General features: G+C 42.5%; 12 protein-coding genes. 3 read left to right on the forward strand and 9 right to left on the reverse strand.

All coding sequences use genetic code 11. The annotated features are described in order from the left end of the window. Window positions 1-15: 15 nt before the first annotated feature. Window positions 16-3,048, reverse strand: coding sequence for a SusC/RagA family TonB-linked outer membrane protein (locus B2746_RS07120; RefSeq protein WP_290792168.1), 3,033 nt, complete (start codon window positions 3,046-3,048; stop codon window positions 16-18). Window positions 3,049-3,192: 144 nt separating this feature from the next. Here B2746_RS07120 and B2746_RS07125 point away from each other — a divergent pair, with 144 nt between their 5' ends. Further along, window positions 3,193-4,629, forward strand: coding sequence for a hypothetical protein (locus B2746_RS07125; RefSeq protein WP_290792169.1), 1,437 nt, complete (start codon window positions 3,193-3,195; stop codon window positions 4,627-4,629). Here B2746_RS07125 and B2746_RS07130 read toward each other — a convergent pair. The 3 genes from B2746_RS07130 to B2746_RS07140 all read right to left on the reverse strand — a co-directional run bounded on the left by B2746_RS07130 (window position 4,557) and on the right by B2746_RS07140 (window position 7,934). Beyond that, on the reverse strand, window positions 4,557-4,973 hold the full coding sequence (locus B2746_RS07130) for an ester cyclase (RefSeq protein ID WP_290792170.1): 417 nt from the start codon (window positions 4,971-4,973) through the stop codon (window positions 4,557-4,559). The two genes, B2746_RS07125 and B2746_RS07130, sit on opposite strands and share 73 nt — an antisense overlap. Before the next feature lie 278 nt (window positions 4,974-5,251). Next, window positions 5,252-7,144, reverse strand: coding sequence for a hypothetical protein (locus tag B2746_RS07135; protein WP_290792171.1), 1,893 nt, complete (start codon window positions 7,142-7,144; stop codon window positions 5,252-5,254). A 121-nt stretch (window positions 7,145-7,265) separates the two neighbouring features. Continuing rightward, a complete protein-coding gene (locus B2746_RS07140) occupies window positions 7,266-7,934 on the reverse strand; it encodes a DUF6544 family protein (protein ID WP_349680608.1) in 669 nt (222 codons plus the stop codon). Between the two features lie 314 nt (window positions 7,935-8,248). Here B2746_RS07140 and B2746_RS07145 point away from each other — a divergent pair, with 314 nt between their 5' ends. Then, window positions 8,249-8,488 carry a hypothetical protein gene (locus B2746_RS07145; protein ID WP_290792173.1) on the forward strand — a complete coding sequence of 80 codons (240 nt, stop codon included), beginning with the start codon at window positions 8,249-8,251 and terminating at the stop codon, window positions 8,486-8,488. Window positions 8,489-8,556: 68 nt separating this feature from the next. Here the strand turns inward: B2746_RS07145 and B2746_RS07150 are convergent, their stop codons facing one another. After that, window positions 8,557-8,778 (reverse strand): helix-turn-helix domain-containing protein, encoded by a 222-nt coding sequence (locus tag B2746_RS07150; RefSeq protein WP_290792174.1) that lies wholly within the window; start codon window positions 8,776-8,778, stop codon window positions 8,557-8,559. Window positions 8,779-9,139: 361 nt separating this feature from the next. Between B2746_RS07150 and B2746_RS07155 the strand changes: the two genes are divergently transcribed. Then, on the forward strand, window positions 9,140-9,694 hold the full coding sequence (locus B2746_RS07155) for a hypothetical protein (protein ID WP_290792175.1): 555 nt from the start codon (window positions 9,140-9,142) through the stop codon (window positions 9,692-9,694). 61 nt (window positions 9,695-9,755) lie between these two features. On the opposite strand, the gene B2746_RS07160 is transcribed toward B2746_RS07155, so the two are convergent. The 4 genes from B2746_RS07160 to B2746_RS07175 form a co-directional block, all read right to left on the reverse strand. Continuing rightward, a complete protein-coding gene (locus B2746_RS07160; RefSeq protein WP_290792176.1) occupies window positions 9,756-10,586 on the reverse strand; it encodes an NAD(P)H-binding protein in 831 nt (276 codons plus the stop codon). A 72-nt stretch (window positions 10,587-10,658) separates the two neighbouring features. Next, window positions 10,659-11,537 carry a helix-turn-helix domain-containing protein gene (locus B2746_RS07165; RefSeq protein WP_290792177.1) on the reverse strand — a complete coding sequence of 293 codons (879 nt, stop codon included), beginning with the start codon at window positions 11,535-11,537 and terminating at the stop codon, window positions 10,659-10,661. Next, entirely contained in the window at window positions 11,518-12,000 is a 483-nt protein-coding gene (locus tag B2746_RS07170; protein ID WP_290792178.1) for a hypothetical protein, read from the reverse strand. The genes B2746_RS07165 and B2746_RS07170 overlap by 20 nt, the downstream gene beginning before the upstream one ends. Before the next feature lie 27 nt (window positions 12,001-12,027). Further along, window positions 12,028-13,323 carry a hypothetical protein gene (locus tag B2746_RS07175; protein WP_290792179.1) on the reverse strand — a complete coding sequence of 432 codons (1,296 nt, stop codon included), beginning with the start codon at window positions 13,321-13,323 and terminating at the stop codon, window positions 12,028-12,030. Window positions 13,324-13,325: the final 2 nt, after the last annotated feature.

The following is a 13,325-nucleotide window of genomic DNA, read 5'->3' on the forward strand; positions in this document are numbered from 1 at the left end:
CAATGAAGAGAAAAATTACAGTCGGATGGTAGCACCTACCATCATGGTGGTTACAATCGGATAAGAGTAGGAATTCGATTCCGGATCGGCATACCTGGGAAAATTGCTGATGGTCCAAACATCATTGGCAGAAAAATACACCCGGCAGGTTTTCCCGGTATTTCCGTTCCTGGCAGGTAAGGGTATGGTATAACCGAGCGTGATATTTTTCATCCGGAAATAAGCCCCATTGATCAGCCAGAAATCCGACATTTCATAATTATTACCAAGTGATCTGGTAGATAGTCTCGGATACCTTGCCGCCATATTCTGCTCAGCACTATTGTTTCTGCTCCAAAATTTTCCAACAATATCATTCGGCACATTTCCAAAAGCTTCTGCAAAGGGCCGAACCAAATCTTCGTTGAGCCTGCTGTTTCGCTTACCCACGCCCTGCACCACCAGACCAAAATCAAAGCGATTGTATTCCAGACGAATGGTTGCACCGTATAAATAACGGGGCAATGAACCGCCCAGCAGAACCCGGTCATCCGGCGTAATACGTCCATCTTTATTTACATCTTCATATCGCACATCGCCCGCCGTTACATTGTTATTCAACCGGGGAGATCCTACAGTATCTTCAATGGTCTGGTACAATCCATTGGACCGATACCCAAACCACTCATTAAATTCACTGCCTTCAAAAGTGGATTGAGCACCCAGAATCTGGGTTCCCCTCATATCCAGAATTTTCGATTTGGAATCGCTCAGGTTAAAGCCGATGGTGTACCGCAATTTGCCCACTTTATCTCTCCAGGAAGTTTCCAGTTCCCAGCCCTTCACTTCCATGGTTCCGGCATTCTGACTTGGCTTATCAAATCCAATAAATAAAGGAATATCGAGCGATAATAAAATATCTCTTGTTTTTTTCTGGTAATAATCCGCAGACACGCTTAAGCGATTGGAAAAAAACGAAGCATCTAAACCAATATTGGTGGTCTTTGTGGTTTCCCAGGAAATATTTTCAACTGCATATACCTGTTGTGCACCACCATTTAGCGGCACCACCACTCCATTCTGATAAAACAACGCATTGGAAAAAGCGATAAGCGATTGATAGGGATAATTCCCAATTCGTTCGTTCCCCACCGAACCATAGGAAGCTCTTAGTTTTAAAAAGGACAACCAGTTTACGGATTGCATAAACCCTTCTTCACTGATGGTCCAGCCTGCGGCAATGGAGGGGAAGAGCGCATCCCGGTATTGTGCAGCAAAGCGGGAGGACTGATCATAGCGCAGATTTCCCTGCAGGTAATATTTGTTTTTATAATTGTATTGCAGTCTGCCAAAAAAAGAACGTAATGCATTCTCGGAGGCAGTACCCGAGTTATCCCGAAACTCTTGTGAACCTGCATTCAGGTAGGGAAAATCCGTAAGCGCAAATCCACTTCTCGAAGCCATGGTATTTTCATCAGAGAAATACAATTCTTCATAACCACCTAATACACCCAAACTATGCCCCTCTCCAAACTCTGTGGAATAATCAGCCAATAATTGTCCGGTTATAGAAGTACTTTCCTGTCTGGTTTCAGTAAGAATTGTTCTGGGGATATTGCTCAGTGAGCTCGGTGTGCCATCCGGATTGGTGAAATCAATCCGTTTGGAAAAACGTTTCCCTTTATTAAAATCAAGTGTAGGTGCTACAAGGGCAGTAAGCGTAAGTCCTTTTAGCGGACGATATTGTAAGGAAAGCCGACCAGTCAGTTGATTTAAATAGGCTTCATCCGATCCGCCTTCTCGCAACTGTGCAACCGGATTTCGTCCATCTTTTGACAAAGCATAGCGGCCATCGGAATAAAAATCATCGTAAATCGAGGGCATCACCCTGGCTTCATAAAAAGGATTGGAGATTGGGTTCTCCTGATAAACCCGGCGATAGCCCATATCCAGACTCACCAACAGGTTATCCATCACCTGCAAATCATTGTTGATCCGAACCTGGTAGCGATCAAATTTCTGTTGATCGAAAAAGGAACCTGCACTCGTATATCCCATGGAAGCTTTTGTTTTCAGCTTGCCCGTGCCCATGGTAAAAACAAGATCGTGCCGTTGACGGGGTGCCAGGTTTCTTTCCATCAGCAGCTCCTGCCAATTGGTATTGGCAAATGGAAACTGATCCGGATTGAGCCGGTTACTGTCCGCAAAATTATCAATAAAGGCCTGGGGGTAAGATCCTGCAGTTGCCCCATCATTGGTTTGTTGTTCATTAAAATAGCGCATGTAATCAGGACCATTTACAAACTCAGGTAAACGGGTGGGTCGCTGCACCCCATATTCATAGGTATATTCCATTTGAGCCTGTCCGGATTTTGCTCTTTTGGTCGTGATCAGAATAACTCCTGCCGCACCTCTTGATCCATAAATGGCAGCAGAGGCGGCATCTTTCAAAACAGTGAGACTTGCTACATCATTCGGATTCACATTATCAATGCTACTAACCGGAATCCCATCCACAATAATTAAGGGCGAATTGGTTCCCAGCGTGGTAATGCCCCGAACAAGGATATTGGCCGATGCTCCGGGCGCTCCACTGCCCCGGGTAACAGATACGCCCGCTACAGCCCCCTGCAAAGCTTCCGAAACCTGAACGGTTTGTCTTCCGCCAACATCTTCTGCGCTAATGGTGGACACAGCTCCGGTAAGGTCTTTTTTACGTTGCGTACCATATCCCACTACAATTACCTGTTCCATTTCAGTAGCAGCGCGGGTAAGCGAAATGGTAAGCGGACTACCCTCAACAAACTGATCAAGCGCAATTCGAAGGGATTGGTAATTCGTCATCGTTATCAGAAGAGAACTGATCCCGGGAGGAACAGTTAATTGAAACCGGCCATCTGAATCGGTTTGGGTTCCGGTGGTTGAACCAGCAGGAACAATGGAAACACCGGAGAGTGCCTGTTGGCTGGCACTGTCAATAATCCGACCGCTGATGGTGCGGTTCTGGCTTCTACTGATTACGGCGGTCAGCACCAGCAGAAACAGTAGGATGAGTTGCTTTTTTTTCATGACTAAACAATCGTTTTGGTTGGTGGACTAGAAAGAAAAAGTAAATTCGGAACTCTGAAATGGCTTTGCAAGTTTCGACTTAACCAAAAGTCTGACCAAAAGAATGAACAACTTAACTAATTTGCTTTCAATAATTTAGAAAAGATGCAGGGGGATTCTGGACAACTGGCGACTCCGCTCCAATCGGCGCAACTCCTCTTCTGCTGCAAGCAGATAGAACGCCGCTATGGGAATAAGCAGGTGGGGGAATGGACCAACCGGGATTATATCTATTTAAGTCATACAATTTCAAGGGATACCTCTATATTGATAAGTCCGAATACCCTGAAACGGATTTTTGGAAAGATCCATACGACGGCTCATTATTTTCCACAGCAGGCCACCAGAGATGCGTTGGCTAAATTTGCAGGGTATACCAATTGGGCAACGATGTCGGAACAAATGCCGGAATCGGTAATTGGCACAGAGGCCGCAATTGATATTGTACCAGGTGCTTTAGAACCAGACGAAATACCCCAGGAGCCATTGGCTGGAACGAAAGAATTCCCTGTCCCAAAAGAATCATCCAGTTCAAGAACTGCTTTCTGGTGGGCCTATCGCAAATGGATTGGTGGATTTGCAGCGGTCATTTTATTGGTGTTATTTAGTTTATACCTCCAAAAGACCAGAGATGATCTTGTATTACCCGGTACGGTTCGGTTGGTATGTCAGAATCCGGATGGTGCCAATCCCCATACCGCTTTATTCAAATTGGAAGCTGTAAAGGGCGAATTACCCAATAACGGCGGCTTCACGATTGACTTTAATGACCGAAAATCGAAACGATCCATACAGTCGGGCGAATTGCTGAATCATTATTTCGAGATGCCCGGAGTTTATTATCCGATTTTGTATTACAATGATAAACCGATTGATACCTCCCGGGTATCGCTGTTATCAAAAGAATGGTCTGCCACGGCAAGTATGTTACAGGATACAACGCGGGTGTATCCGATTGGTTCAGCCAATATCCGGCGCGATGGTAAATTACAGGTTACTACACCCACCCTCTTTGCAGCAGGTATTGATACAAATAAAACATTTTTGGTTAATTTTTACCAGACAACAGCAGAGGATATATCGGGGGATGATTTTACCCTGAATATTAAACTCAGGACCTCTTCAGACAGACCGGGCGTACGGTGCTCACAGGTATGGACCAAAGTATTTGGTGATCATTATTATCATGATGTACTGATTCTGAAACCGGGTTGTACCAATTGGTCAACGATCGGTTTTTCAGAAAACAGATCCTATGGGGGCAGTTCAGATCTTCGTGCGCTTGGCGTTGATTTATCAGGTGGTGGTGAAATCCGGATACAGGTAAAAAACCGGCAGGCGGAAGTTTTTGTAAACGGGAAACTGCTATACACAAGCAGCTATACGAAATCCATCGGCAATATTCAGGGAATCAGCATCGACTTCTCCGGTATTGGAACCATTGAAGAAGTTGAGTTATCTGATAGACGTCAGACAGGTGTTAGAACAGTGTTAGGAGAAGAAGCTTCAATTTGTTTATTCAGGCTTAAAAAATCGTATTGATTCCAGGCTTCTGCAATTTTTCCCTCCTGAACCCGAACCATACAGAGTCCGGAGAACGCTACTTCTTTTCCGGTTTCGCGGTAAATGGCAGTAACATCCGTTAAGGCAACTTCCATATCATCCTGCTGAACAACATCCTTTATGTCAAAATGGATATGTTCGAATTGTTGTTTGAAGTTGCGGTAAAACTGTTGAAATCCGGTTGCACCAGGGGGCTGATCCGGCTGAAGAATACCGTGCAGGATAGCAGAATCAGACATCATTTTGGCAATGGAATCTTCCTGTTCCCGGTTCCACACATCTTCGAACCAGTGGTACAATAAAGTTGATTGAATTTGTCGCATAAAAAGAGGTTTAACGTGATAAAAACCTCATAGGGCAAGCGGCCGGGTGCCGGGTTGTTGGTTAAAGTTAATTAAATCCCGGAATAGTCGAAACGGTACCCGGATTTTCAAACCGGTTTCAATGAAACCTGATAACCGATCGGAATGAAAACTGCAACCAGATTCAATAGAAATTGAGTATTGCAGTCAAAGTCCGGATGATTACCCAATTAACTTCTAACAATGTTCCAACACCTGTCTGACACCTCTCTAACACTGTTCTAACACCTGTCTGACACCTATTCATTGCACTCCACACAATACATGCCGCGGATTTGCGGATACTCCAATAACTGCATGCCAGCACCACCCTTATCATTAGGTTTGAAGTAATCACAAAATCGTTTTGGGTTTAAGTTGGAGGCAGCCAGCATTGCGTTTCTGAAAGTATCGGAAGAATAAATGGAGGGATCATAAAACAGCAGGTTCAGGTAATAAAAAACCAAATCTTCACTTACATCCAGTTTGGTGACTCTTGGTTGAATTATTTCCTTTGCCCATGCCATCTGCGAATAATGTGCATAGTACTTTGCCATTGAAAAAACATCCTCATCCGACATATCGGTGCTGGCATATAATTTTCGGATCTCCTGCAGAGAGGAATCTTTTGCATCATACTTGAAGGCGCTCATCTGGTCCTCCCCTTTTAGAATGAAATAGTTAATTTTCATTCGCTGAATCAGATTAGGTGAGATTCCCTGGTTTGCCAGCTTATTGATTTCTTCAGGAAGAGAGGAAACATCGGTTGTGTCTCCATGCTGCCACATAAAAAACCGTAATGAACTTATATTATAATTCAATTTACCATTATCAGGTTCCATTTTCCGGATTTCAAGAAAATTTTCCAGTGCCTGTTGCTCATTGGACCCCTGCAGCAGGTATCTGTATACTTCCCGATCATTTAAGAGGGGGGCATACAATTTTGATTTCGGCACTTCAATCTTCGACATAAATGAAATGGGTAATTTATTATCAGCGATCCGAAGTGCTATTTCTTTTTGTAATTCCTGGGCCTTAGGCACATCCTTCATTTCAATTGCCCTGCTTAATTCAGTGGAAAGAGAAGTATCATGCATTGAATAATACCTCGATTTGCTTTGCGTATAGAGGGTTACCATTACCTTTCTGTGATTAGACAGGATACCTTCCATTTCAGGCAATTGGGCAGTTTCGTTGAGTTCCTCTTTGATCCGGGGTTTGGATTTACCGGTAAAATGAGAGAATCGGGTATCCTGAATATCCTTAAAGAAATCAATCCAGTTTTCTGCGGAAACCACCGATATATTCTTCATTGCAGGCTGATATTTTTTAAGTCCGGATACTGCGGATGCTGCCCGCCTTTTCATCAACTCCTTATTGAATTTTTCGGACCCTTCCACGGAAGAATAAGCTCTGATACCAACTTTGGTAATTCGTGCATCTGATACACGGAGCGAATCAAGGTAGGTTGTTAAAAAAGCCGGATCCAGCCTGGAGCTTGCCTTTTCAAAAGGGATTTCAAACTGGTGGATTCTTGAATACGTAGAATTTTTACCTTGCTTTTTAGTTGAATTCCCTATGCCTGAAATCAGTGAATCGGTGAACAAACCCATTTCCAGGAGTTCCCAGGCACTTCGGTCGATATTGACAAAATTGGAATAATAGCAGATGTAGCTTTCATTTAAAATGATCAGATTTCCTTCCACTTCTTTTCCTTTCAGATAATGGGGAAGATCACCAATTTTTGTATAGATGCCGCCTTCAGGCAGGTCTACATTTCTGCTTAACAATTCATTTCTGTAAACGCCGGGTAAACTGTTGCCCAGGGGAATTTTTCTGTTTACAGGAATTGTCCTTCCACAGGCATAGCGATCTTTTGAAATCAAATCCACTGAAATACCATAGGAATTGCTCTTGATAATCTTATCAAACCAGGCTTTATCATTCATGGTAAAAAAGACTTCGCCTTTGTCATTGATCTGGATTCCAAACAATACTTCTTTGGGTTTTTGATCGATGACCGTTTTACAGCTGATACAATTGCCAAGTTGTCGTCCATCCGTAAATTTCATGGATTTTTGGGCGGAGGACAGGAACGAAAAATTGCAAAAGAGCACAATAATGGCGATTCGGAGTACAGGTTGAATAGACATAACGGTAATAAGGTGAGCGAAAAATACATATTTTTTTTGGAAAGATGTCAGACAGATGTCAGATACATGTCAGAACGTTGTTAGACATGTGTCTGACGTTTCTCACCTCAAAAGTTACAGTTCACCATTTGCCACCCGGACGATCATACCAAAGCGATGCTTTGGCTGGTAATACATATCCATTAAATTCACGGTAACCAGAAACCGGTGTGCTCCAGGGGTAATTTTTATACTGCTTGCCATCTGTTTCAAATCGATCAGTTGAAATAAAATTGAGTAACTGTCCACCTGGAGTAAAATACATGTCTGCACTAATCGTAAACGGAGGATTTGTAAACCACGTCCGAGCCACCGTATCACTAATCGTTTCCCAACGAATCCTGGGATCGATCAAGGCCCCAGGAGCAATAAAACAAAGATCATTTAATATAGTAACAGTTTCAGCCTGCTTTAATTGATCGCCTTTTGCTTTAACGATGGGAATCCAGTTGAGCAATAACACGTTGAAAATCGCACCTGCAGACTGGTAAATATGCATGCCGGTTAGCGGAAGACCTGCTTTGTTTGCAGAAAACCAAAAAAATCGCGATGGTTCTTCAATAAAATTGTATTGAACTGTGCGCACAGGCATATATGGATCCCCCTGATTAGCACGCATTCCACCTTTAAAAACTGCGCTGAAATTGACAATTTTCGGTTTGCCCACTGATTTTGTGAAGTGCATGTATTTCTGAACGATGGCGGGTAAATGAGCGATGTCTGTCTCAGAAATCAGGTTTCTCTTCTGCAGGGGATATTTCTAAAACCCTGATTGAACAAGCTCTTCAAATCGATTGGCAAGAATTCCTGCACCCAGCCATACAAAAAGTACAGCAATCAAAAGAAAACCAACCAATGCAAAAAGAAGGAACTTTATCATTTACTAAACAACAGGTAACACAATAACAACTATTCCCCAATTTAACCAAATGACTCCGGAAACAACCATACCACATATACCCCTTCTGACATACAGGGATTCGGTTTTACCCATAAAGGAATTTCACATTTTTACGCCTCCAGGCCGGTGAAAGATGGGAGTTATAAGTTTCTTAGTCTATTTATATGGGATCTAAAAGCAGTCTCTATCAGTATGGCTATTATCAATCTGGTGGCGAAGCATTACCCTCCCAGCAAAATTTCTACACGTTCGAAAAAGCAGCTGGCAGTTTTATTTTTTTGAAAAACATCCTGAATAAAAAATTCAAAGCAAAACTGAAAGAATTTTATAAGAACAGTCCCGGGGTACAGGAGATAATTGATTCCAAACTTAAGTATTGGCTGGATTTGAACACAGAATCTTAGTTGAAATTCTAATAGATAAACGTCAGACACCAGTAAGAACAAGTATCTGACACCTCTCTAACAGTGTTCTAACACCTGTCTGACACCTTTCTCAGCAAATCAGCCACCTCCACGTCCAACACTTCGGCTATACGGAAAAGCATTTCCACTGTAGGCTGATTTCTGTTCGTACACCACTTGGATACCGCCGTGATGCTAACGTCCAATGCTTCAGATAACCAGATATTGGACTTCTCCTTTTCCAATAACACGATTTTTATCCTGTTGAATTTCTTACCAGCTGCTGCCATAAGCAGCAATAAAAAGAAAAAGAAGAAGAATTCGAAATATTATTATTTATAAATAACTTTTAGTTACTTTTATAGTATATTTATTACTTTAATACCCCCTCTATTATGTTTGCATCTACTGAATCTATGGATAGTTCATGAACTATTTTCCAGTTGCAGACGCATACCAACTAATAGCGAAATAGCACTTCTTTCTGGTTCTGAAAACTACGACCTTTCAAATGACCCCGGAAATATTGGCAATTCGCAATGACTTTAGCGTGGGCGTTCTTATTTGGAGTCAGGGTGTCGTAGCCCTTCAGAACCGGTAAGAATCAACCCACGCTATTTTTATTGTGAATACTACCAAAACTCCTTCTCCATGAAATCCTCAAATACCAATCGGCAGCGCTTCCACAAACCCTACCATTTCATGCAACTCGCAGAGGAAGCACCTTTTGAAGCGCTGGCCGAACTTTTCCACAACTTCTCTCTTGATAATTTTCGACAGGAACTGGCCACCTGGAAAACCCTCGCTATATCCAATAAGGAGAGTATCTACGACGATCCTGATTCAATAAATGACCTGCAGGACTTCATACAGGAATTGCTCAAACTGATTGAAGCATTTTACCTGCTGAACAAAGAAAAAAACAAACAGTATTTCGAACTTTTATTTACGGCCCTTCCAAAAGAAACAAGACAAAAAATCGCGGACAAAAATCGTCCAATCCTATTAACCGAAGAAGAAAAATCCAATCCCGCAATCATTCTTCAGCAATTCAAACAAACCTTTACCAAAACCTATGTCCACATTGAATTACTGGATATGCTGGAAGCGATTATTACCCATGAGGGCGATAACCATATCGATAAATCAAACCTTATCCTCTATTACCAGCAGTTTCATTTCCTGACTGGATTAGCCATTACCTAACCCTATTATTATACCCCACCCCAACTATCAATAAATAATTCTTTTCGGGATCAGGTAAGGTTTATTTTGATTCCCAAACACCGCTTGCAGCCATTCTCTCTGCATATTCAACAAAATCAATAGCCTTCCTGCCCAATAGTTTTTCAATATCTGTACTAACACTTGCATTCCTTCCATCCAACACTTCGGTAAAAAGATAATTTACCAGCCAAAGTTCCTCTTCCGATAATTGATAAGCCCGCAACTGCTCTATATACTCTTCTACCGAAAGTGCATGAAACTGAATTTCTCTGCCGGTAGCTCTTCCTATCTCTGCAACCAATTCTCTGAGCGTCATTAATCGAGGCCCCGTTAACTCATAAATCTGTCCATCGTGTTTATCATCCAATAGTGCCTCCACCACCACATCCGCGATATCATCTGCATCAACAAAGGGCTCCGGTGCATCTGCACGTGGCAAGGCCACCTGCCCGGCAAGCACAGGCTCCAAAAATATCCCTTCATTAAAATTCTGATTAAACCAACTCGCCCGAACAATGGTCCAGCTTGCAGCAGTATCCTGAACAATTTGTTCACAGCGCTGCGCCTCCTTTTCACCACGGCCGGATAACAATACCATTTTCGATACGCCCGCCGCTGCAGCCATCGATACAAAATGCTGAATCGTATCCACTGCGGACGGAATCGCTAAATCAGGTTGAAAGCTAATATAGACAGCATCCATGCCTTTGATTACATCCGGCCAGGTACCTGAGTTTTCCCAGTCAAAAGCCGGTGACCCCCTCCTGGAGCCAATCCGTATGGATGAATCCCCCCTGCCATTTAATCTTTCTGCAACTCTGCGACCGGTTTTCCCATTACCGCCAAGAATTAAAAAATTTGTCTGCTTCATGATAACTTCTTTTTGAATGAATGATGAAGCAAATATGGAAGTAAGAACCCGCTCAGGTTTGTCGCAAAAGCATTATGATTTGTTTGAAAAGAATTGTTGCCTGATTTCATTTGGCCGAACCCCAAACTTTTTCTGAAAGGCATTCGAAAAAGAACTTAAACTGTCATACCCTACAAACCAGGCCACTTCCTGCACATTTTCAGAACCGGAACTCAACAACTGATACGCTTTACTCAATCGTTCTTCCTGCAGGAACTTAAAGACGGGCATGCCAAACAGTTCTTTAAAATTCTTCTTTAATTTATTGTTATTTAGTCCGATTAGCTTGGACAATTCACTCAATGAAGGCGGATTGGAAAGATTATTCTCCATAATCTCTTTTGCCTTAAACAACCTTGATCTGTCCTCATAATTAAGCCGCTCTTTTTTATCCAAAGCAAGAAACGCAAAATAGTGTGCCAACAATTCATTTACCTGACTTTTCAAAAACAATTGCCTCGTGTTTCCTCTGTATTGGGTTGTCATAATTTTATGCACGGCATTTTGCATATCAGGCGTCATGTAAAACCTGGGGCCCTCCACAAAGTCAGCATCCGGATTAATTAATTGTGGCAAATAGGACGTAAATACCTCCTGCTCTTCCTTCGGCAGGGTATGCATATTTTTTAATTTGGAAAAAACACTGATCGATTGCAGGGGATGATCCGGTCGTATTTTATGCGAGAATTCAACCTTATCATTACCAAAAAAAGAAATCGCAATACCGGTTGTATTGGTTAGAATTTTAGTCTGGTTTTGATGTTTAATTTCCAACTCAACTTCCCCTGAGCTGTAAAAGGCAAAACCAAGACAGTCCCCATCAATCTCGCACTTTTGTATAAAAGTATTGTCAGAATTGGACTGCTCTATTAAAACAATGAAATTATTTACTTCAACAATGTCGGTTGTCATTGGGCAAATCTACTAATTCCTCTATCCATTTTTTCGCTAATAAAGGATCAGTAAAAAATCGTTCCCGCTCACTACTAAAGCGCTGTTCATACAAGTCCATTTTAGTTTCATCCTGATGCGCATGTGCAGCACCGGTGCAAGCGATACCCCTTATATTTCGGTACACCATATTCTTCGCCTCTTCTTCAAAAAGGTCCACATACCCCACTTTCCAGCCAAAGTCTGCAAGCGTTAAAGGAATAACCGATCTGAACCGTTTATGCGCTGAAATATCAACTGCCCTGAACCCATGCATATTGACAAATATTTTGAAGCTCGTTTTATCTTCCAGGCGATCCAGTGTTGTTTTAAACGATTGCTCCCACTCTTCAATATCACTGATTTCCAGGTCCCCGCTTATATTTGTTACCAGCAGACTTTTCTCCGGATACCAGTTCGTTGCAATATTTATAGTGGATGTCATTTTATATTTTTTTATCATGAAATTAAATCAGCGGGATTTCACCCTGAATTTACCAATTACCGGCACAAAAAAATCATCATCACAATCGCGGTTCCTGTAAACCCTTCCTTCAAATTCACCCTCCGCATAAGTAACACCATCGTCTTCCAGCATCTCTACGGCCACAGCACCAGGGGAGGCAATCCAGTCACAATTATGCGTGGATATATAGGTGTTTGTCTGCGTTAATACGTAACCCAGCACTGCCTTTCCAGGATCCAGATCCTGATACCAGGGGAATACGCCATCTTTCATCACAGATCCCATATTTATCATGATGGATATACCGGGTGCACCTCCGGGAGTCTGCTGAGCTCCGGCTATTGCAAGATTTCCATTCTGAAAAAAATAATAATGCCCCGGAAAATTCAATTCATCATTCCCGACTTTGGCAGTAAAATAAGTCTCCTGATAAAAAAAAATCCTTTTGGTTATATCCAATTCTTCTGAAAGCCTGCGGCGAGGCAGGGTATCCTGGGGAATTACTTTATTCAACGAAACGGATATGGATATGTTACCCGGACCGCTTATCGTGCCTGGCGCTTTATAAGTGGCGCCGGACTTATTTCCACTTACTGTAAGATTCCCTGCGCCCGTCAGGTTCCAATCAATAATACTCTGTGATTTATCAAACAACCGGCTCTTTCCAATGGCTCTCTCTTTATGCTCCGGCGCAAGCAGATAGGTATCGGTTATATCAATACTAAGTTTCGCTTCGGCTCCTGCTTTAACCGTCTTTGGATCTGAATTCAACCAGAACAAAGCAAATGGTGCCCAATCCGATAAACGATTTGTTGTTACGGTAAGCGTATTGGCCACTGCATCCAAATTCGTTTCTGTCATAAAGGACCAGACACCATCATTTTTCTGATAAGCAAGAAACAATGCATCCTCAACAGTTCCTTCAACATCCTCATTTTTATAGGTATACACCAATTCAACCGGTTTTGCAAAATCCGCACCCTCAGGCAACAACCGATAGGCGTTTAACTGTGCACCTGGAAGCGTATTAGTAATCGGCTGAATGGTGAAGACGGTTGGTGCAGCTACTGCTCCTGCCGGAACTTTCACCAATAGTTTACCATCACCGGACTTTAACTCCCCTCCTGTTGAGCTAATCGTTTTTGTAACGGGATTGCCAGCAGTTTCACCACGAGGTCTCACTTCAGGTTGCACACCGGGTCCACCTGGCCCCTCGTTTTCGCGATTACAGGATGCATAGGAAAACAGCAGCAATACGGTTGCATGCAGCAACAAAATGAAAAACCTGTTATTAATTTTCATAT

The sequence above is a fragment of the Flavihumibacter sp. UBA7668 genome (assembly GCF_002483205.1).
Lineage (GTDB): Bacteria > Bacteroidota > Bacteroidia > Chitinophagales > Chitinophagaceae > Flavihumibacter.